The following is a 21,389-nucleotide window of genomic DNA, read 5'->3' as shown; positions in this document are numbered from 1 at the left end:
ACGGTCGGATGCGCCGGCATCCACCTGACGGTCGGATGCGCCGGCATCCACCTGATGGTCGGATGCGCCGGCATCCACCTGATGGTCGGATGCGCCGGCATCCCTCCGCCCGAAGGCCCCCGGACCAAGCCCAGGGGGCCTTCGGCGTCTCGACACGTCGGCACGCCTGCGGGCGGCGGTGCGGGCGCGGCGGTACTCTCGCCCTGCGGGAAGCATCCCGTGAGCTGTGTGACCGCGACCCTTGTGAGGAGTGCGCCCATGAGTGACCCCCAGGCCCCCGGCGAGCCGGTGGAGGAGCCCGCCGCCGTCGACGACGTCGTCGGTCAGGCGAACGAGGGGCTCGCGGATGCCGAGGCCGCCCGCCGCGACGCGGTCGCCGAGCCCGAGGTCGTCTCCGAAGAGGCGGTCGTCGAGCCGGATGCGGCGCCCGAGGCTGTGGCTGCCGACGCCCCCGTCGCCGACGACACGCCCTGGTACGAGCGCGACGACGTGCCGATGGACGACGACGCCGCGACCGAGATCGTCGAGCCCGCCGCGGTGCCCGTGGCCGAGCCGGCCACCGTCGTCGCCGAGCCCGTCGCCGAGCCGGCCGCCGCTCCCGTCGTGGAGCAGACCGAGGTGCTCGCCCCGACCGTGATCGCGCCCGCGGCGACCGCCGGCACCTTCGCGCAGCAGCCCCAGCCGATCTTCGTGCAGGCCCCCGAGCCCCCGCGCCCGCGCGGCAACCGCGCGGCCACCGGCGCCATCGGACTGATCGCCGCACTCTGCTTCGCGGTGCTGTACCTGGCGACCGCGCTCGTGGTGAACCTGGTGGCGGGGTCGGTCGCGGCATCCGACATCGCCTCGTGGCTGGTCGGTGCCCTCGGCACCTGGGCACTGTGGGTGCCCGTCGTGGTGTTCTTCCTGGCGTTCTGGCTCCTGGGCGCGATCATCAACCGCGGGCGCTGGGGCATGTGGGTGGTCTTCGGGCTGCTCGTGGGTCTCGCCGCCTACGGCGGCCACATCCTCGGGCAGCTGTTCCAGGCGCCGTTCTGGACGCTCACAGCCTCGCAAGGGGAGGAGCTGGTCGCCGGCCAGCTGTGGGTGCCCCTCGCGTTCGCCGCGTTCATCTTCGGACGCGAGCTCACGATCTGGTTCGGTGCGTGGGCCGCCGCACGCGGCAAGCGCGTCAGCGAGCTGAACTACGAGGCGCAGCGCGAGTACGAGCGCACGATCGAGGCCGGACCCACCATCGTCCCGTCCGCGCAGGGCTGACCAGCCCGCCCGCCGCGGCGCGTAGGCTGACCTCAGGGCCGGCCGACGTGCCGGCCGGGCGAACGGGTGATGGAGACGGCGGACACGGGCACGCAGGACCAGGCTCCGGGCGGGGGCGCCCCGCCGCTCGTCGTGCTCGCCTTCGCGCTGATCGGCTTCGTCGCGCTCGTGGTCGCGGCGTTCGGCATCGCGAGCCTGCTCACCGAGTCGGAGGTGATCGCCGCTCCGGGGCTCGGACCGCTGCCCGGCGTGATCGGCGTGGCAGCGGCCGCGGCCGCCCTCACGGCGGTGCTGCTTCCGGCGCTCGGCGCGAGGCATCCCTCCTTCCTCACTGCCCTGTGGGTCGCGATCGCCGCGTACCTGGCCTACCTCGCCGGAGTCTGGCTGTCGGCGGTGATCGGGGGAGTGGATGCCGCGGTGGCCGGCGGCGTCGTGGTGCGGCTGGCGCTGGGCACCTGGGGGCTGATCGTGGCCATTGCGGCGGCGGTCTGCGCGTGGTGCGCGATCGCGGTGCGCCGCACGAGGGGCGGCCGGCCGCGCTGGCCTTGGGAGCGCCGCCCCACCTGAATCGGCGCAGAAGGCGCATTCTCGCGGGGTGCGGGGTTAACGTGGAGGACGTGGAGCGCTCGCTGGAGACGCAGGTGAGCCAGGCCGTCGACGCCTGGCTGCGCTGGCTGCCGCGCTGGGAGCCGGCCACCCATCGCGGTCGGGTGGCGCCCTGCCGGCGCTGCTTCGGCTCTCCCGTGCTGTCGGCGGCCGGGCTCGGATCGGACGTTCCGCACGGAGTCCAGCACGGGCTGTCCACCCGCATCAAGACGATCGTCGACCACGCAGTCGCCGAGTACACGGCGCGCAATCTCCCCCTGCTGCAGTCCGAGCTCGACCAGCAGGCGACCCGCAACCGCGCCCGCAGCTACCGGCCGGCCGAGGGCCTGGAGCCCGAGTTCGAGGGCCTGCCGCTCGACCCCGACCCGATCCCCGGCCAGCCGTTCCTGTTCACGCTGTCGGGGATGGCGGACGAGGCCGACGCCGACGTGCCGGCGCTCCCGCCTCTCAGCGCCGAGGCGAAGGCGGCCCTGCGCCAGGAGGTCGGGCTGGCCGACGACTACGCGAACATGGTGGGTCGCGAGGTGTGCGCCATCCTGCTCCACCATCGCCTGCGGATCCAGGCGGCGCTGGCCGAGTACGTCGAGCCGCAGGTCGAGGCGCTGCTGCGCGAGCTCTCCGAGTCGCTGGACGCGCCGTTCGGCCCCACCGAGCCGCCACCGGGCACGGTGTTCTGAGCACCCGCCGCCCGCCCGCGCTCCACCCACGCGCCGCCCGCGCCCCGCGCGTGCACGATCGCGGAGATGTGCACGATTGCGTGCCGCAGCGGCCCGCGGCATCCGTCATCCTGCACATCCACGCAGTTCTGCACGCTTTCTCGCCCTCCACAGCACGCGCGCCCGCGCTATCCACAGCCCCCGCTGATCGCCAGGGGCGGCTTGTTAGCATGTCGAAGGCTCCTCGCCGCACAGGTTCCGCGCGTCGCGCGAGGGGCGTGCTGCGCGCGCGAGAACTCGGGAGGGTCCGTGGCCAAGCGCACGCTGTCGGCGCCCCCCGTGCTGCCGGGCCTGACGTACGTCCGCCCGCTGGGGTCCGGCGGGTTCGCCGACGTCTTCCTCTACGAGCAGGACATGCCGCGCCGCAGCGTCGCGGTCAAGGTGCTGCCCAGCGACGTGCATGACCCCGAGCTGCTGCGCATGTTCAACGCCGAGGCCGACGTGCTCGCTCACCTGTCCGCGCATCCGTCGATCGTGACCGTGTACCAGGCGGGGATCTCCGCCGACGGCCGCCCGTACATCGTGATGGAGTACTGCCCCGGCTCCCTCGCCGAGCGCTATCGCATCGAGCGGATCCCCGTCGACGAGGCGCTGACCATCGGCGTGAAGATGGCGAGCGCGCTCGAGGCGGCCCACCGGGCGGGCCTGGTGCACCGCGACGTCAAGCCGAGCAACATCCTGGTCACGAGCTTCGGGGTGCCCGTGCTCGCCGACTTCGGGATCTCATCGTCGCTGGCACGGCACACCGCCGGTGAGGTGCTGGCCATGTCCGTCCCCTGGAGCGCGCCCGAGGTGGTCGCAGAGCAGACGACGGGCACCGTCGCGAGCGAGGTCTGGGGGCTGGGCGCGACGGTGTACTCGCTGCTGGCAGGGCACAGCCCGTTCGAGCGCCTCGAGAAGGGGCAGAACACCCGCGAGCATCTTCGCCGTCGCATCCTCAGGGCGAGGTACCCGCGGATGACCCGCACCGATGTGCCCGAGAGCCTCGACCGGGTCCTGGCCCGCGCGATGAGCAGAAGCCCCGCAGACCGCTACCCGCGCGCCCTCGACGTCGCCGAGGCGCTCCGCCAGGTCCAGGCGGAGCTGCAGCTGCCGGTCACGCCGGTGGAGGTGGCGGTCGCGGAGTGGGCCCCGGCGGGCGAGGTCGATTTCGAGGATGCCTCGCTGCGCGGCCCCGTGCGGTCGGCGGTGCCGCAGGAGTCGGCCCGCAAGCCTGCGCCGTCCGCCACGCTCGCCCAGCTGGCGCGCGACGAAGACGCCACGATCGCCGCGGTGGCGCCCCCGCGACGACTCTGGCCGTGGATCGCCGGGGCCGCTGCGGGCATCGCGGTCGCCGCGGCCGCGGTTGCGCTGGCCGTCGCGCTCGGAGGGCTCTGAATGCGCCGCCGCACGCTCATCGCGGGACTGTCGGGCGTGGCCGCGGCGGTCCTGGTGACCACGGTGAGCGTCGTGTGGCCGGGGCTGGACGCGAAGCAGACCCCGCCCCTGGACACCTCCGTCTGGGCGCTGCAGACCGGCCCGGGCAGCCGCTACGCGCGCGTGAACACCGCGGTCGGCGAGCTGGACACGGTGCGCAGCGTCAGCAGCCCCACGGCCGTCGTCGAGTCCGCCTCAGGCAGCTATCTGTTCTCCGAGAGCTACGGCCGGGTGACCCGCATCGACGCCGCACAGCCGGTCGATCTGGACGCGACGACGCTGAAGGACTCGCCGACGACGCCCTCGGGGACGGTCGAGGCGACGATCGCCGGCGACTACGTCGCGTACCGCACCGACTCCGGCGCCGTGTTCACCGGCACCCTGGCCGGAGGCGAGGTCACCCAGGTCGACCCGTCCGCCTCCGCCGACGGCCCGCAGTACACGTCGACGGCGATCGGACTCGACGACGAGGGCGTCCTGTACAGCTACTCGCCGGCCGACCGCGCCGTGCTGCGCTACGACATCGCGGCGGCCCGCGTGCTCGGCTCCGATCCGGTGGCCGGCTCCGTCGACGCAGAAGTCGACGTCGTGTCGGCCGGCGACACGTGGTACCTGGTCGATCCCTCCGAGGGTCTCGTGTGGATCCGAGACCTCGAGGAGCCGGTGGCGGTCGAGCTGACCGGCGCGGTCGCGATCGCCAGGGCGTCCGCGCACGCCGACGCCCTGTACCTCGCCGACGAGGCCGGGCTCGTGCGCCTGGGCGCCGACGGGGCGGCCCCGACGCGCGTGGTGGGCGGCCAGGCGCGCGACTTCGGCACGCCCGCGCGGCCGACGCACTTCGGCGGCCAGACCTACGCGGCGTGGCTGCGCGCCGACGGCGGCGTGCTGTGGCGGTCGGAGGCGGGCGAGGTCGCCCTCGACTTCGCAGGGCAGAGCCTGGGCGACGAGCGCCGTCCGGTGTTCGCCGCGACCGATGCGGCGATGATCCTCAACGAGACGCGCTCGGGCTGGGTGTGGACGGCCCCGGACGGCGCCCTCGTGCCGTCCAGTCAGGACTGGTCGCTCGACGACCGCACCGACGAGCAGTCGGCTCCCACCGACGAGCAGGCCGCGTTCGTCCTCGACCCGAGGCCGCCGGTGGCCGAGCCCGACGCGTTCGGCGTGCGCGCGGGCGGCCTCGTGTCGCTGCCGGTGCTGCTGAACGACCACGATCCCAACACCGACGTGCTCACCATCGACGCCGCATCGGTCGAGGGGCTCGATCCGGGCTTCGGGACGGTCACGATCACCGACAGCGGTCAGCGCCTGGCGGTGCGCGTGGATGCCGCCGCGACCGGGTCGGCGACCTTCTCGTATCGCGTCACCGACGGCACGAGCGGCGACGGCCTGCGCTCGGAGCCCGCGACGGTCACCATCACCGTCGCCGGGGAGGGCAACTCCGCGCCGCAGTTCTGCGGGGTGGACGGCTGCCTTGCGACCTGGCCCGAGCCGCAGGTGGAGCCCGGCGGCACCGTGTCGCTGCCGGTCCTGAACGGCTGGGTCGACCCCGAGGGCGACCCGCTGCTGCTGCTCTCGGTCGAGAACGGCAGCGGCGTCGGGGCGGTCGCCTCGACGCCCGCCGGCGAGGTCGTCTACCAGCATCCCGATCCCTCCGCCGCCGAGGCCCAGGTCATCGGCCTCGATGTCACCGTCTCGGACGCGCGCGGCGCGACCACCACCAAGGAGCTGCTGGTCCGCGTCGATCCGAGCCCGGCACTGGCGGCCGAGTCGTTCGCGGTGACCGAGTCGCTGGAATCCGGGAGCATCACCGTCGACGTCGCCCCGCACGTCACCGGCACGGCGGGAAGCCTCGCCCTCACCGCCGTGCGCGTGCTCGACGACGCCCCGGCCCAGGTCGTTGCCGCCGCGGGCGGCACCACCTTCGACTTCGCCGCGAAGCAGGCGGGCACGTACCAGGTCAGCTACACCGTGGCCGCCGGCGGCGAGCCGGCGACCGCCCTCGCGCGCATCACCATCCTGCCCGCCGACGCCCCCGCCCAGCTGGCGACGGCGCCCGTCATCGCCTTCGTGCGTCCCAGCGAGGACGCGACGCTGGACGTCTTCGGCGCCGTGAGCAACCCCACCCGCCGCGTGCTGCTGCTCAGCGACGTGGAGCCGCATGCGGCGCAGGGCGCATCGATGACGGTGGATGTCGTCGGCCAGCGCTATCTGCGGATCACCGGCACCACCGCGGACGGCTCGCCCGGGCGGCTGGGCACCGTCCGCTATCTCGTCAGCGACGGCACGGAGGATCTCGGAGCGCGGGTCGCCGGTGAGGCGACCGTGTACCTGCTGCCTCCGCCCCCCGAGCTCGCGCCGATCGCGGTGGACGACTCGGTGGTCGTGCGCGCCGGAGCACAGCTGGACATCCCCGTCCTCGACAACGATGTCGCCCCCTCCGGCGGTCCGCTCACGCTCGACCCCTCCGCGGTGGCCTCGTCGACGCCGGACGCGCTGGCGTTCGCGTCCGGCGGTGTGCTGCGCTACCTGGCGCCGGCCGAACCGGGCGACCACCGCATCGACTATGCGATCTTCAGCACCGGCTCCCCGACACTGGCCGACACGGCGACCGTGCGCGTGACCGTCATCGACGGCGAGTCGAACCGCGACCCGCAGCCGGCGATCCTCGAAGGGCGTGTGCTCAGCGGACAGAGCACCACGATCCCGTTCGACCAGTTCGGCGTCGACCCCGACGGCGACCAGGTGGCGCTGGAGCGCATCCTCACCCAGCCGGAGGCCGGGTCGGCGACCCTGTCCGCCGACGGCGCGTCGATCGTCTACACGAGTGCTCCGGGCGACAGCGGGCAGCGCTCCTTCACCTACAGCGTCGTGGACGGGGCGGGCGGGTCCGGCACCGGGGTGGTGCGCGTGGGCGTGCTGGACGCCGAGGCGAACCCGAGCCCGGTGACCTTCACCGACTACGTGCAGGTGCAGGCGGGGGTGGGCAGCGCGATCCGCATCAGCCCGCTCGCCAACGACGTCGACCCCACGGGCGGCCGGCTCACCCTGACGGACGTGCGCCCCGACCTCCCGCAGACCCTCGCGGACGGGACCGACAGCCCCGACTACGCACGCCAGCGCAACCTCATCGCCGACGTCGGGGCCACCACGGTCACCGTCAACGCGGGCCTGAACCCCGGCACCATGTCATTCCTCTACGACGTGACCAGTGATTCGGGCAACACCGCGCGGGGCATGATCGTCGTGAAGGTCGTGCGCGACGCGGTGCCCGACTACCCGGTCGTGGTCGACACGGTGCTCACCGCCGAGACGCGCGACCGGTTCCGCTCCGGAGTGGACGTCGTCAGCGGCTCGGTGACCTGGTCCGGCGGCGACGTTGCCGACCTCACGCTCTCGCTGTGGGGCGATCCGGGCGGCGTCGTCGTGGACGGGCGCCGCCTGCGCGGAGCGCTGCCCGAGCACTCGCGCGTGATCCCGTTCGCGCTGACCGGCGCGGCGTCGTCGGGCGCCGAGGTCGTCACCTACGGCTTCCTGCGCATCCCCGGCGAAGACGACTACACGCTCGCGCTGCGGGCCGGAGTGCGCGGGCAGGAGGTCACCGAGCGCGAGTCGGTCGAGTTCGATATGCGTGAGCTGGTCGCCGTGCCCGCCGGCGCGACGCTGGAAGTGGGGGAGGAGGTCGCGCCCTCCGGCGCACGCCCGGGCGCCGCGTGCACGCGCGTCGCCGCCACCGTCGTGCGCTACGACGCCGCGGAGGGCGCACCGTGGGCCGATGCGTGCATCGTCCCCGTGCGGGTGGCGGGGCAGGAGGCGTGGACCCACCTGTCGGTGCCGGTGCGCATCACCGCGGTGGATCCGCAGCCCGAGCTGCACCCGGCATCGGTCACGGTCGGGCCGGGCGAGACCGCACGGTTCGACCTGAAGAGCGGCATGACCTCGTGGCAGTGGAAGACGGACTGGCAGAACATCGCCTACGCGCTCGAGCACACCGGCTCCTCGTTCGACCTCGCCGTGGGCGCGGACGGGATCGTGCAGATCACAGGGAGGGATGCCGCCGTGCCCGGCACCGAGGACGTCGCCCTGGTATCGGTCACCAGTCACCCCGGCGTGGCCCCCGCACGCCTGATCCTGCGCGTGGGCGCCGCCCCGAGCGAGCTGCCCCGCGGTGGGACGGTTGCCCAGCAGTGCTCGCAGGCGCAGGGCTCATCGTGCACGATCAGGGTCGTCGGCGCGTCCGGGGAGGTCAACCCCCTGCCGCGTACGCCGCTGGAGCTCACCGACGTGCGCGGCACCGGCTCGTGCGCGGGGGTCATCTTCGAGCGAGGATCGGCCACGACGGTGGTCGCATCCTGGACGGCGGATGCGGCGGGCGCGACGTGCACCGCCGCGTTCACGCTGCGCGACGCGCAGGGGCGGCACACGAGCGCGGCGCGGGACGGGTCGCTCCTGCTCGACCTGCAGGGCTACCCGAAGGCACCGGCGGCGCTGGCCCAGGCCGCCTATGACGACGGGCTGGTGACCCTGCGCGTCGACCCGGGCGAGGCCCGCAGCGCCTACCCCGCTCTCACCGGGTTCACCGTCCGCCACCGCGGTGCGGTGGTGGCCACCTGCGCGCCCGACGGCGCCTGCCCGCCCATCGCCGCGCCCAACGGCGAGGCCCGCGACTACGAGGCGTGGGCGGTCAACGGCGTGGGTGAGTCGCGCGGCTCGGTGCGCACCGTCGCATGGGGGTACGATCCGCCGCCGGCACCTGGCGCCGTCACGGCCGAGCCGGTCGTCACCGGCGGTGAGGGGAGGATCGTCTCGCTGCGGGTGACCGGCATCGACACCTCCGCGGTCGGGCGCCTCGAGATCACGAGTCCCGCCGGCGAGACTCAGACCGTGCGGGTGCGGCGCTCGGACACCGAGGTGACGGTGCCCCGCTACGTCGTCGGGTCGAACACGGTCAGCCCGATCACCGTGACCCCGTTCTCGCGCTTCGACAAGCCGCCCGGGTTCGACGGCGCGACCTCCGGTAGTGCCGTCGTCGTGCACGCGAACGGGATCGGCGCCCCACGCGATCCCGCACTGCAGCTGAGCGCCGTCTCGGTCGGCGACGGCACCGCGACCGTATCGGCGACCGGCAGTGCCCAGCTGGGCGGCGACGGCTCGCAGCTGCGCTACGGATTCGCCCGGTCCGGATCGCGCTGCGTCGTCGCCGACAGCGGCCACACGGCGACCTTCGACGGCCTCCCCGACGGCGAGGAGTACGCGTTCGACCTGTGCGTCGAGTCGTGGTATCGCGGTGAGATGTACGGTCGCTCGGTCGCGACGGCGGCGGTGCGGGCCGTGCAGAGTCCCGACGCGCCGCGCGGGTACACCTTCGTCGTCGACGCGAAGCCGCTGATGGGTGACGACCGGCTCTCCGCGTCGTGGATCATCCGCGACCTGCCGACCTCGACCGAGACGCCCCCGCGCCGCAACATCGCCGTGTTCACCGGCATCCAGCCCGGCGCCACCCCGATGACGAGCGTCTTCGGCCGCGACCCCGGCATCCGCGTGCTCTACCAGCACGAGCGCTGGGGCACTCGCACCGCCGACGCGCCGGTGACCGCCCGCGCCGGCAGCGCCCCGTATCAGGTGCGCGCGACCTGGCGTGCCGCCTCGTGCGTCGGCGGGTCGCAGCTGCAGCTGATGTGGGATTCGACGAGCAGCCCGGGCGGCGCGAAGGCGGCTGTCGCGTTCGACCGCAGCGGGCTCGTGTACCGCGATGCCGCCGGCGCCGTGCTCGCCCACGAGGACTCGTGGCTCGTTCCGGTCGGCGCGGTGAGCGTCTCCGGCATCGGGGTCACCGTCAGCTGGAGCGCGATGAGCTGGGGGCTCAGCGACGCCGCGCAGACCTTCTCCGCCACGTGCGAGCCGAACCTCCCCCCGGAACAGGATTGAGGACACCGATGACCGTCACGCAGGAGCAGGCCGCCTGGTTCGCCGACACCTTCACGCAGCTCGCCGACAACGTCGAGAAGGCGGTGCTGGGCAAGCGCCACGTCATCGAGCTCGTGCTCACGGCGATGATCAGCGAAGGCCACGTCCTGCTGGAGGACGTCCCGGGCACCGGCAAGACGTCGCTGGCCCGCGCCCTGGCGCAGTCCGTGCAGGGCACCAACACCCGCATCCAGTTCACGCCCGACCTGCTTCCCGGCGACATCACCGGCATCACCGTGTACGACCAGAAGACCGGTTCGTTCGAGTTCCATGCCGGCCCGGTGTTCGCCAACATCGTGCTCGCCGACGAGATCAACCGCGCGAGCCCGAAGACGCAGTCCGCGCTGCTGGAGGTGATGGAGGAGGGCAAGGTCACCATTGACTCGGTGACCAGGCCCGTGGGCGTGCCGTTCCTGGTGATCGCCACCCAGAACCCGGTCGAGCAGGCCGGGACCTATCGCCTCCCCGAGGCGCAGCTGGACCGCTTCCTCCTGAAGACGTCGCTGGGCTACCCCGACCACGCGGCGACACTGCGCATCCTCGACGGCGCCGCCGTGGCCACCGGCGAGCTGACGCCGATCGTGGCCCCGCAGGCGCTCATCGGCATGGCCGACCTCGCCCGCGACGCATACGTCAACGCCCTCGTGCTGGATTACATCGCCCGGATCGTGGACGCCACGCGCACGGCCGACCAGGTGCGGCTGGGCGTCAGCATCCGGGGCGCACTCGCCCTCACCCGCGCCACCCGCACCCGCGCGGTGTCGCAGGGCCGCACCTATGCGACACCCGACGATGTCAAGGCGCTCGCCGTCCCGGTGCTCGCCCACCGCCTGATCCTGCACCCCGAGGCGGAGTTCGACGGCGTCACGGCCGAGGCCGTGGTCGGACAGGTGCTGCTCGATGTCCCCCCGCCCACCCAGCGCGACGCCCTGTGACGGATCCGCGATGACCACCACCGGCACCCCGAGCCCCGTGACGCACACCGTCGCCGACACCGGTGCGACGGCGCACACCCGCGTCACGGCGGTGCGCCGCGGCGCATTGGTGTCGGCTGTCGTGGGGGTCATGACGACCGGGCGCCGCGTGCGCGAGGGTGTGGCGACCGCGGCCGAGCGGCTCGTCGAGACGGTGACCCCGGCCGGATGGCCGGCCCTGGGCGCGGCGACCGTCGGGATGGGCGTCGGCTGGGTGTTCGGCTGGATCGAGTGGATGCTGGCGGGCGCGGCATCCCTCGTGCTCCTGGTCATGAGCCTGCCGTTCCTGTTCGGCGCGCGTGCCTACGACGTCGTCGTGCGCCTCGACCACGAGCGCGTCGTCGCCGGCGGGGAGGTGACCGGTCGGATCGAGATCCGCAACCGCGGCGGGCGCACTGTGCTGCCCGGCCGCATCGACCTGCCGGTGGGAGACGGGCTCGTCGAGTTCGGCGTGCCGCTGCTGCGCGGCGGCGCCTCGACGGCGCAGCCGGTGACGATCCCGACGCCGCGCCGCGGCATCATCCCGGTCGGTCCGCCCACAGCGGTGCGCACCGACCCCGTGGGCCTGCTGCGCAGGGAGCACGCGTGGGACGACGTGCGTCGCCTGTACGTGCACCCGCGCACCGTCGCCGTGCCGTCGACGAGCGCCGGGCTGGTGCGCGACCTGGAAGGCAGGCCGAGTCGGCGCCTGGTCGACGCCGACATGTCGTTCCATGCGATCCGCGAGTACCAGCCGGGGGATGCGCGGCGCCAGATCCACTGGAAGTCCACCGCCAAGACCGGGCGCCTCATGGTGCGCCAGTTCGAAGAGACCCGGCGGTCGCGGATGGCGATCGTGCTGAGCCTCGCGGAGGCCGACTACGCCGATGCCGACGAGTTCGAGGTGGCCGTCGGCTGCGCCGCCTCGCTCGGCGTGCAGGGCATCCGCGACGGTCGCGACCTCGAGGTCGTCACCGGTGCGGAGATCCCGCGGGTCGTGCGGGGCCGGCTGCGGGCGATCCGGACACTGTCGGCCGCGTCCCCGCGGGCGCTGCTCGACGGATGCGCCGGCATCGACGCGCTCGAGCACACGATGCCCCTCGAGGAGGTGTGCCGGCTCACCGTCGAGTCGTCGCAGGCCCTGTCGGTGGCCTTCGTGGTGTGCGGCTCGCGGGTGACGCTGTCGCGGCTGCGGCAGGCGGCGCTCGCCTTCCCCGAAGACACGGCCGTGATCGCCGTGCTCTGCGACGAGCGCGCCCACCCTCGGCTGCGTCCGCTCGGCAGCCTCACCGTGCTGACGGTGGGCCTGCTCGACGACCTCGGGGGCCTCCTGCTGCGGGGGGCGCAGACATGAGCATGGGACCGGAGCGGATGCCGCGGGCGCCCCGCGTCATCGGCGCGCTCTACGTGCTTGCGATGGCGGCGCTCGCCGGCCTCGCCGCGTGGCCGATCTACCGCAGCGGCGACTTCGTGCTCGTCACGGCGGCCGCAGCGATACTCGCGCTCGCCGTCGCCGCCGCCGCGACCCGGTGGCGCTGGCCGGGCTGGATCACCGCCCTGACCGCCGCCGCGGCGTTCCTGGTCGCCGGCGTCGTTCTCGCGGTCCCGGCACGCCGCGGCGACCTCGTGCAGGTGCCCGCCGCCCTGCGGGACGTGCTCGCCGGCGCCGTCACCGGTTTCAAGGATCTCGTGACCGTCGAACTGCCCGTGGGCGGCTACCGCAACCTCCTCGTCCCGGCGCTGCTCGTGTTCCTGGTGGGTACGCTCGCGGCGCTGCTGCTGTCGTGGCGCGACGCGCGCGCCGCGGTCTTCGGCGCACTCGCGGCGCTCGCGATGGTCTGGTTCGGACTGCTGTTCGGGCAGCCGGCCGCCAGCGCGCCCCTCGCGCTCGGTTCCGTCGAGGTGGCGGCCCCGCGCGAGCTGATCGTGGGGGCGCTGAGCCTCATCCTGTCCCTCGGCTGGCTCGCCTGGCTGACCGGTCACGAGCGGCGCCAGGCGCTGCGCCGGACCGCGGACGCACAGGGGGTGCGGGTGACGCGGCGCCGCACGGCATCCGAGCTGCGCCGGACCCTGCTGGCGGCGGGAATGGTGGCGGTCGCGGTGGGGGCGGGGGCCGTCGCCGCCCCGGCGCTGGGGGCCGACCGCGGCCGCGAGGTGCTGCGCTCCGGCATCGGTCCGCAGGTCGAGATCGCGCGTGCCCAGGTGCCGCTGGCGGGCTATCGCGCGGCGTTCGCCGACGATCGCCACGACGAGGTGCTCTTCCGGGTCTCGGTGGAGGAGGGTCCGGTGCCGGATCGCATCCGCCTCGCCGTGATGACCGCCTACGACGGCGAGCTGTTCCGGGTGCTCGACCCCGCGGCGGGCGTGAGCGACGCACGCTTCGTGCGCGTCCCGGGAGCGCTGGATGCCGGCGCGGGCGAGCGCTCCGTGCTGCGCATCGACATCGACCGGCTCGAGGGCATCTGGCTGCCGACGTTCGGCCGTCTCGCCCAGGTCGGGTTCACCGGCGCCTCGGCCGCGCAGCTCGAGGACGGCTTCTACTACAGCGCCGCGAGCGGTGCCGCCGTCGAGACGGCCCGGGGCGGGCTCCGCCCCGGAGACACGTATGTCGTCACGGCGGTCGTCCCGCCTGCGCCGGCACTCGCGGCGATCAGCGCGCCGGGAGTTCCCGAGGCATCCGTGCCCGCTCCCGACAGCCTCGTGCGCTGGATCGCCGCACAGGACGCCGGGACGGACGGAGCGGGCCTGGCCGAGCTGCTCTCCCGGCTGCGGTCGCGCGGCTACCTGAGCCACGCGCTCTCGATGTCCGCCGACGATCCGCCGGCGTGGGCCGACGCGCTCGCCGGCTACGTCTTCGAGCCGAGCGCGTCCGGGCACTCGCTCGCGCGGATCGAGGAGATGTTCAGCCGGCTGCTGGCCCGGCAGGCACAGGTCGCCGACTCCGGGGGGTCGCTGGTGGCCGCCGTCGGCGACGACGAGCAGTTCGCCGTCGCGGCGGCGCTCATCGCCCGCGAGCTCGGCTTCCCCGCGCGTGTCGTGCTCGGGCTTCGGCTGGAGGCCGCGGCGGGGCTGCCCGCCTGCGACGAGGGCGCGTGCCGCGCGGGCGATCTCGCCGCGTGGGTGGAGGTGCAGGCGACGTCCGGTGAGTGGGTGGCAGCGGACGTGACCCCGCAGCACAGCGAGCCTCTCGCATCGGAGCTGCTGCGCCGGCGCGACCCCGAGAACCCGACGGAGGTGCGGCCGGAGACCGTCCAGGAGGTCGTCCCCCCCGACCCCGTGCGGCAGGAGAGCGCCGACGACGACGAGGCCGAGGCGCCTCGTGCCGATCTGTCCGCGCTGTGGGCGGGCCTGCGGATCGCCGGTGCGGCGGTGCTCGCCCTGACGGTCGTGCTCGGGCCGTTCCTCACGGTCATCGGCGCGAAGGCGTGGCGGCGGCGCGCGCGCCGCCAGGACCCGGATGCCGTGGCCCGTATCGCCGGCGGCTGGGAGGAGTACGTCGACACCGCCGTCGACCACGGCCTGACCGGGCCGGGGGCGCGCACCCGCACCGAGCTGGCGGCGGCGCACGGCCGCCCGGGCGTCGCGACGCTCGCGGCCGGCGCCGACCGGGCCGTGTTCTCGGACCTCGTGCCCGCAGACGCCGAGGCCGCCGAGTTCTGGCGCATCGTCGATGCCGAACGCGCCGGTCTCGCCGCCGCGCAGCCGGTGTGGCGCCGCCTGGCCGCGGCCGTATCGTTGAAGTCGTTCACCCGTTCGCCCGCGCCGCGAGCGGGCGTGAAGCGCGCGGGAACGACGCGCTCGACCGAGAGGAGGATGCGTCGCCGCGGGCACCCGCGCGGTGACGCGCAGGCCACATGAACGATGCAGCCGTCCTGGGCGCCGTGATCTCGCTGCTGCTCGTCCTCGTGCTCTACGTCTGGACTGCGGCGAGCCTCGCCGCCGTCTTCGCGAAGGCGGGCGAGGAGGGCTACAAGGCCTGGATCCCGGTCTACAACATCGTCGTCGTGCTGCAGTTGGCGGGGCTGTCCGGCTGGTTCGCGCTGCTGATCCTCGTCCCGCCCGCGCTGTGGGTGGCGCTCATCGTCGCCTATCATCGCATCAACCGAGGCTTCGGCGTCGGGGCGGGCATGACGGTGCTGGCCGCCCTCGTGACGCCGGTGTGGTCGACCATCCTGGGCTGGGGGTCGGCACGCTGGCTCGGCCGCGGGATGCGCCGCGTCGGCGGTGCCGCTCCTGCGCCGGTGATGCGGGCGGGAACGCCGCCGCCACCCCCGCCGCCTGCCTCCGCGCCCGCGATCGCGGCGACGCCGGCAGCGCCCGCCGCTCCGGCGGCATACGTCGTCCCTCCGCGCCCGCCCGCCCCGGCGGCGGCCCCTCCCGTGGCCGACGCGCCGCCCGCCCGCGCCGTCGATGCCGACGCGTGGGCCGACTCCGGCAGTGACGGCGGCGGCATCCGGCTGGGTCGTTCGCAGGCGCCGTTCACGCAGACCTTCCCCTCGGCGAGCCCGGCGACGCCCGGTGAGCCGGCACCCGCGGCGCCGCGCCGGGCGTTCGCGCCGGAGCCCGGCGCGGTGCCGCCGCCGGTGAGCCCCTTCGCCCCCGCCTCCGCGCCGCCGGCGGCGCCCGCCGCGGCGGCGGGTCCTGCGGCGCCCGTGCAGGACGTGCCGGCGGTTCCCGCGCGCCCGGCGACGGCGGAGGCCGCCGACCCGTGGGCACCGCCGATCCCGCTGCCGAACCTGCCGGTCTCGGCCCGCGCCGCCGCCGAGGCGGCCCGCGGCGTCGCCGCCGAAGACCTCGACGCCTCCGCCGAGGTCTCGGCCGTCGCCGACGTGCCGATCCTCGGCGGCCCGCGATCGGCGCGCGCATCGGTGTCGGCGCAGGACCGTCGTCCGCAGATCCCCGACGAGGAGGTCTTCGACGAGACCGTGATCTCGAGCCGCCACCGGCCGTCCTGGTCGCTCGTGCTCCCGCTCGGGGCCCCCGTGGCGGTCACGGCGGATGTGGTCATCATCGGCCGGCGCCCGAGCGCCGACCTGACCCGGCCCGGCGCGCAGCTCGTGCCCGTCTCCGACGACACGCGCACCGTGTCGAAGACCCACGCCCGGCTCGAGCGCACGGGCGCCGGGTGGACGATCGTCGATCTCGATTCCACCAACGGCGTGATCCTCGTGCGTGAGGACGGCGTGGAGGTCGAGCTGGAGCCGGGAACGTCCGCACCGGCCACCGAGCGCTTCCTCCTCGGCGACGCGGAGCTGCGACTGGTGGCGGGCGACGGCCGGGGCGCCGGGTGACCGATCCCAGGTCTGCGGACGACGCCGACGCGACCGACCAGACGCGGCTGTCGGCGCGGCGGGCGGGTGACGTCGACGACACGGTGCGTCTGCCGCCGCGGAGGCCGGCGCACCGGATCCGGCAGGACGACGCCGCGGCGGCACGTGCCGCGCACAGTCCGGATCCGCAGGCTCTGCGACCCGCCGGCCCGCCGCGGGCCGCCGAGCCGGTCCGGGCGGAGCGCGCCGCGGTCGCGCCGCGCGGGCCCCAGCCGGCCTTCGACGGCGCCGCTCAGGACCGCACCCGCCGTCGCATCGCACGGCGGCGGACGGCGATCGTCACGGCCGGCGCGGCGCTGGTGGCGGCAGCGGCCGGGACGCTGCTGCTCGTGCTGCTCGTCGTGCCCGGCTGAGCGGCGGCATCCGTCGGCCTGAGGCTCGCCCTGCGTTTGCCGAGCGCCCCCGCGGGCAGGTATGATTGATCGGGTGTGCGCTCACGCGCGCCATGCGCTGTGCCCCGGCACGTCGCAGGGCGGGGGCGCCGCATCTCAGGGAAACGGCCTGCGAACAGGCCACCCCCACGGCATATCCACCACGAAAAGCGTCCGTTCATTCTGGCGTGCCGGTGGATCTACGTGAAATCACGATCGCTGTCACCGTGCAGCACAACAGGGAGAACATTCGTGCCAACCATTCAGCAGCTGGTGCGCAAGGGCCGGACGCCGAAGGTCAACAAGACCAAGGCGCCCGCGCTGAAGGCGAACCCCCAGCAGGCGGGCGTCTGCACCCGCGTGTACACCACCACCCCGAAGAAGCCGAACTCGGCGATGCGCAAGGTCGCCCGTGTGAAGCTTCGCAACGGCACCGAGGTCACGGCCTACATCCCCGGTGAGGGCCACAACCTCCAGGAGCACTCGCTCGTCCTCGTCCGCGGAGGCCGTGTGAAGGACCTGCCGGGCGTGCGCTACAAGATCGTCCGCGGCGCCCTGGACACCCAGGCCGTCAAGAACCGCAAGCAGGCTCGCAGCCGCTACGGCGCGAAGAAGGGCTGAGAAAGATGCCTCGCAAGGGACCCGCCCCGAAGCGCCCCGTCGTCAACGACCCGGTGTACGGCGCCCCCGTCGTCACCCAGCTGGTCAACAAGATCCTCGTCGACGGCAAGAAGTCGCTGGCCGAGTCGATCGTCTACGGCGCCCTGCGCGGCGTCGAGGCGAAGAACGGACAGGACGCCGTCGCCACCCTCAAGAAGGCGCTCGACAACGTGCGCCCCACCCTCGAGGTCCGCAGCCGCCGCGTCGGCGGCTCGACCTACCAGGTGCCCGTCGAGGTCAAGCCGCACCGCGCCAACACGCTCGCGCTGCGCTGGCTCGTCAGCTACGCCAAGGGCCGTCGTGAGAAGACGATGACCGAGCGTCTGCAGAACGAGATCCTGGATGCCTCGAACGGCCTCGGCGCCGCGGTCAAGCGCCGCGAGGACACGCACAAGATGGCCGAGTCCAACCGCGCCTTCGCGCACTACCGCTGGTAACACCTGGCACCCCAGGAGTAAGGAACACACCCCGTGGCACAAGAAGTGCTCACCGACCTCAAGAAGGTCCGCAACATCGGCATCATGGCGCACATCGATGCCGGCAAGACGACGACGACCGAGCGCATCCTGTTCTACACGGGTGTCAACCACAAGCTCGGCGAGACGCACGACGGCGCCGCGACCACCGACTGGATGGCGCAGGAGCAGGAGCGCGGCATCACGATCACCTCGGCCGCGGTGACCTGCTTCTGGAACGGCACCCAGATCAACATCATCGACACGCCCGGCCACGTCGACTTCACCGTCGAGGTGGAGCGCTCGCTGCGCGTGCTCGACGGCGCGGTCGCGGTGTTCGACGGCAAGGAGGGCGTGGAGCCCCAGTCCGAGACCGTGTGGCGTCAGGCCGACAAGTACGACGTGCCGCGCATCTGCTTCGTCAACAAGATGGACAAGCTGGGCGCCGACTTCTACTTCACCGTCGACACGATCGTGAACCGGCTCAAGGCCAAGCCGCTCGTGCTGCAGCTGCCCATCGGTGCCGAGAGCGACTTCGTGGGCGTCGTCGACCTGGTCGAGATGCGCGCGCTGGTCTGGCCCGGCGACGCCAAGGGCGATGTGACCATGGGCGCCAAGTACGAGATCCAGGAGATCCCCGCTGAGCTCGCCGACAAGGCGGCGCAGTACCGCACCCAGCTGCTGGAGACGGTCGCCGAGACCGACGAGCACCTGCTGGAGAAGTACTTCGGCGGCGAGGAGCTCACGGTCGCCGAGATCAAGGGCGCCATCCGCAAGCTGACCATCGCCGGCGAGCTCTACCCGGTGCTCTGCGGCTCGGCCTTCAAGAACCGCGGTGTGCAGCCGATGCTCGACGCGGTCGTGGACTACCTCCCCTCGCCCCTGGACGTGCCCGCCATCGAGGCGCACGACCCCAAGGACGAAGAGGTCGTCATCGAGCGGCACGCCGACAAGGACGAGCCGTTCGCGGCGCTCGCGTTCAAGATCGCCGTGCACCCGTTCTTCGGCCGTCTCACCTACATCCGCGTGTACTCCGGCGGCGTGGACTCCGGCGCCCAGGTCGTCAACTCGACCAAGGGCAAGAAGGAGCGCATCGGGAAGATCTTCCAGATGCACGCCAACAAGGAGAACCCCGTCGACGCGGTGACCGCCGGCCACATCTACGCGGTGATCGGCCTGAAGGACACCACGACCGGCGACACGCTGTCGGACGCCGCCAACCCGGTGGTGCTCGAGTCGATGACCTTCCCCGAGCCCGTGCTCGAGGTGGCCATCGAGCCCAAGACCAAGGCCGACCAGGAGAAGCTGGGTCTCGCGATCCAGAAGCTCGCCGAGGAGGACCCGACGTTCCGCGTGGAGCAGAACGCCGAGACCGGCCAGACGGTCATCAAGGGCATGGGCGAGCTGCACCTGGACATCCTGGTCGACCGCATGAAGCGGGAGTTCAAGGTCGAGGCCAACGTCGGCAAGCCGCAGGTGGCGTACCGCGAGACGATCCGCAAGGCCGTCGAGCGCCACGACTACACGCACAAGAAGCAGACCGGCGGATCCGGCCAGTTCGCGAAGATCCAGTTCGCCATCGAGCCGCTCGAGGTCACCGCGGATAAGTCGTACGAGTTCGAGAACAAGGTCACCGGTGGCCGCGTTCCGCGTGAGTACATCCCCTCGGTGGACGCGGGCTTCCAGGACGCCATGAACGTGGGCGTGCTGGCCGGCTACCCGATGGTGGGCGTGAAGGCGACGCTGCTGGACGGCCAGTCGCACGACGTCGACTCCTCGGAGATGGCGTTCAAGATCGCGGGTTCCATGGGCTTCAAGGAGGCCGCCCGCAAGGCGAGCCCGGTGCTGCTCGAGCCGCTCATGGCGGTCGAGGTGCGCACTCCCGAGGAGTACATGGGCGACGTCATCGGCGACCTGAACTCGCGTCGCGGGCAGATCCAGTCGATGGAGGACGCCCAGGGCGTGAAGGTCGTGCGTGCGCTCGTCCCGCTCTCGGAGATGTTCGGCTACATCGGCGACCTGCGCTCGAAGACCTCGGGCCGGGCCGTGTACTCGATGGAGTTCGACTCCTACGCCGAGGTTCCCAAGGCGGTCTCGGACGAGATCGTCCAGAAGGGCAAGGGCGAGTGATCGCCTGGTCGCCCGACCAGAAACCCAACAACCCTCTCTAGTAACCTGAGAACAACCCCGTAGAGCGTCGGTCGCAAACCAGTGCCCGGAGCTTCTACACGACAGTCCTGAGGAGGACCCAGTGGCCAAGGCCAAGTTCGAGCGGACCAAGCCGCACGTGAACATCGGAACGATCGGGCACGTCGACCACGGCAAGACGACGCTCACCGCGGCGATCTCGAAGGTGCTCGCCGACAAGTACCCGTCGGCGACCAACGTCCAGCGCGACTTCGCGTCGATCGACTCGGCTCCCGAGGAGCGTCAGCGCGGCATCACGATCAACATCTCGCACGTCGAGTACGAGACCCCGAAGCGTCACTACGCCCACGTCGACGCCCCCGGTCACGCCGACTACATCAAGAACATGATCACCGGCGCCGCTCAGATGGACGGCGCGATCCTCGTGGTCGCCGCGACCGACGGCATCATGGCGCAGACGCGCGAGCACGTGCTGCTGGCCAAGCAGGTCGGCGTGCCGACTCTGCTCGTCGCCCTGAACAAGGCCGACATGGTCGAGGACGAGGAGCTGCTGGAGCTCAACGAGCTCGAGCTGCGCGAGCTGCTCTCGAGCCAGGGCTTCGACGGCGACAACGCTCCCGTCGTGCGCGTCTCGGGCCTGAAGGCCCTCGAGGGCGACGAGAAGTGGGTCAACTCGATCCTCGAGCTCATGGAGGCCGTGGACGAGTGGATCCCGGACCCGGTGCGTGACAAGGACAAGCCGTTCCTGATGCCCATCGAGGACGTCTTCACCATCACCGGCCGTGGCACGGTCGTGACCGGTCGCGCCGAGCGCGGCACGCTCGCGATCAACTCGGAGGTCGAGATCGTGGGTCTGCGCCCGACGCAGAAGACGATCGTCACCGGCATCGAGATGTTCCACAAGCAGCTCGACGAGGCCTGGGCCGGCGAGAACTGCGGTCTGCTCCTGCGCGGCACCAAGCGCGACGAGGTCGAGCGCGGCCAGGTTGTCGTCAAGCCGGGTTCGGTCACGCCGCACACCGAGTTCGAGGGCACCGCGTACATCCTCTCCAAGGAGGAGGGTGGCCGCCACAACCCCTTCTACACGAACTACCGTCCGCAGTTCTACTTCCGCACCACGGACGTCACCGGCGTCATCACGCTGCCCGAGGGCACCGAGATGGTCATGCCCGGCGACACCACGGACATGAAGGTGGACCTCATCCAGCCCATCGCGATGGAGGAGGGCCTCGGCTTCGCGATCCGCGAGGGCGGCCGCACCGTCGGTGCCGGCACCGTCACCAAGATCCTGAAGTGAGTCGAGGGGTGTCAATGCCGCGCAGCGGCGTTGACACCCCTGCGACTCAGGTTGAGTAAGCCGCCTCCGGCGGCGCATCGAAACCTCACGAGGTCGCTACGCCGCCTCCGGCGGCGCATCGAAACCTCGCCAGGTCGGCACGCCGCCCCGGCGCATCGAAACCCCACCAGTCGCTGCCGCGAGCAGCGACCGGACGCAAGGGGTCGGGCCTTCGGGCCC

The 21,389-nt window shown here is 72.9% G+C and carries 14 protein-coding genes; all 14 read left to right on the top strand.

Going from position 1 to position 21,389, the window contains the following annotated elements:
• Positions 1–258 precede the first annotated feature (258 nt).
• Positions 259–1,254 (top strand): ABC transporter, encoded by a 996-nt coding sequence (locus tag ACIWQI_RS14385; protein WP_396658421.1) that lies wholly within the window; start codon positions 259–261, stop codon positions 1,252–1,254.
• 69 nt (positions 1,255–1,323) lie between these two features.
• Positions 1,324–1,821, top strand: coding sequence for a hypothetical protein (locus ACIWQI_RS14380; RefSeq protein WP_396658419.1), 498 nt, complete (start codon positions 1,324–1,326; stop codon positions 1,819–1,821).
• Between the two features lie 50 nt (positions 1,822–1,871).
• Positions 1,872–2,537, top strand: coding sequence for a spermidine/putrescine ABC transporter substrate-binding protein (locus tag ACIWQI_RS14375; protein WP_396658417.1), 666 nt, complete (start codon positions 1,872–1,874; stop codon positions 2,535–2,537).
• Positions 2,538–2,825: 288 nt separating this feature from the next.
• A complete protein-coding gene (locus ACIWQI_RS14370; RefSeq protein ID WP_396658415.1) occupies positions 2,826–3,953 on the top strand; it encodes a serine/threonine-protein kinase in 1,128 nt (375 codons plus the stop codon).
• Entirely contained in the window at positions 3,954–9,917 is a 5,964-nt protein-coding gene (locus tag ACIWQI_RS14365) for an Ig-like domain-containing protein (protein ID WP_396658413.1), read from the top strand. It begins immediately after the preceding gene.
• An 8-nt stretch (positions 9,918–9,925) separates the two neighbouring features.
• On the top strand, positions 9,926–10,891 hold the full coding sequence (locus ACIWQI_RS14360) for an AAA family ATPase (protein ID WP_396658412.1): 966 nt from the start codon (positions 9,926–9,928) through the stop codon (positions 10,889–10,891).
• Positions 10,892–10,901: 10 nt separating this feature from the next.
• On the top strand, positions 10,902–12,263 hold the full coding sequence (locus ACIWQI_RS14355) for a DUF58 domain-containing protein (protein ID WP_396658410.1): 1,362 nt from the start codon (positions 10,902–10,904) through the stop codon (positions 12,261–12,263).
• The gene (locus ACIWQI_RS14350; RefSeq protein ID WP_396658409.1) at positions 12,260–14,767 is read left to right on the top strand and encodes a transglutaminase domain-containing protein; all 2,508 of its coding nucleotides are present in this window, start codon (positions 12,260–12,262) and stop codon (positions 14,765–14,767) included. Before ACIWQI_RS14355 ends, ACIWQI_RS14350 begins: the two co-directional genes overlap by 4 nt.
• A complete protein-coding gene (locus ACIWQI_RS14345) occupies positions 14,764–16,200 on the top strand; it encodes a DUF5684 domain-containing protein (protein ID WP_396658408.1) in 1,437 nt (478 codons plus the stop codon). The genes ACIWQI_RS14350 and ACIWQI_RS14345 overlap by 4 nt, the downstream gene beginning before the upstream one ends.
• Entirely contained in the window at positions 16,197–16,592 is a 396-nt protein-coding gene (locus ACIWQI_RS14340) for a hypothetical protein (RefSeq protein ID WP_396453251.1), read from the top strand. The genes ACIWQI_RS14345 and ACIWQI_RS14340 overlap by 4 nt, the downstream gene beginning before the upstream one ends.
• Positions 16,593–16,862: 270 nt before the next feature.
• Complete coding sequence (gene rpsL / locus ACIWQI_RS14335; protein WP_396453250.1) at positions 16,863–17,231, top strand: 30S ribosomal protein S12; 369 nt, start codon at positions 16,863–16,865, stop codon at positions 17,229–17,231.
• 5 nt (positions 17,232–17,236) lie between these two features.
• Positions 17,237–17,707: a 30S ribosomal protein S7 gene (rpsG, locus tag ACIWQI_RS14330; RefSeq protein ID WP_396453248.1), complete on the top strand. Its 471-nt coding sequence runs from the start codon at positions 17,237–17,239 to the stop codon at positions 17,705–17,707.
• Positions 17,708–17,740: 33 nt separating this feature from the next.
• A complete protein-coding gene (gene fusA / locus ACIWQI_RS14325; RefSeq protein ID WP_396658406.1) occupies positions 17,741–19,855 on the top strand; it encodes an elongation factor G in 2,115 nt (704 codons plus the stop codon).
• A gap of 121 nt (positions 19,856–19,976) precedes the next feature.
• Positions 19,977–21,170 (top strand): elongation factor Tu, encoded by a 1,194-nt coding sequence (tuf, locus tag ACIWQI_RS14320; protein WP_396658405.1) that lies wholly within the window; start codon positions 19,977–19,979, stop codon positions 21,168–21,170.
• Positions 21,171–21,389 lie beyond the last annotated feature (219 nt).

The sequence above is a fragment of the Microbacterium sp. genome (assembly GCF_044508325.1).
Taxonomy (GTDB): domain Bacteria; phylum Actinomycetota; class Actinomycetes; order Actinomycetales; family Microbacteriaceae; genus Microbacterium.
The sequence above is the reverse complement of the archived record's forward strand: the minus strand, read 5'-3'. Positions and strand labels throughout refer to the sequence as shown.

What these genes read in the sequence shown, in the direction of transcription:
- ACIWQI_RS14385 (WP_396658421.1), top strand. Translation starts at nt 259, where the DNA reads ATGAGTGACCCCCAGGCCCCCGGCGAGCCGGTGGAGGAGCCCGCCGCC.
- ACIWQI_RS14380 (WP_396658419.1), top strand. Translation starts at nt 1,324, where the DNA reads ATGGAGACGGCGGACACGGGCACGCAGGACCAGGCTCCGGGCGGGGGC.
- ACIWQI_RS14365 (WP_396658413.1), top strand. Translation starts at nt 3,954, where the DNA reads ATGCGCCGCCGCACGCTCATCGCGGGACTGTCGGGCGTGGCCGCGGCG.
- ACIWQI_RS14360 (WP_396658412.1), top strand. Translation starts at nt 9,926, where the DNA reads ATGACCGTCACGCAGGAGCAGGCCGCCTGGTTCGCCGACACCTTCACG.
- ACIWQI_RS14355 (WP_396658410.1), top strand. Translation starts at nt 10,902, where the DNA reads ATGACCACCACCGGCACCCCGAGCCCCGTGACGCACACCGTCGCCGAC.
- ACIWQI_RS14350 (WP_396658409.1), top strand. Translation starts at nt 12,260, where the DNA reads ATGAGCATGGGACCGGAGCGGATGCCGCGGGCGCCCCGCGTCATCGGC.
- ACIWQI_RS14345 (WP_396658408.1), top strand. Translation starts at nt 14,764, where the DNA reads ATGAACGATGCAGCCGTCCTGGGCGCCGTGATCTCGCTGCTGCTCGTC.
- rpsG (WP_396453248.1), top strand. Translation starts at nt 17,237, where the DNA reads ATGCCTCGCAAGGGACCCGCCCCGAAGCGCCCCGTCGTCAACGACCCG.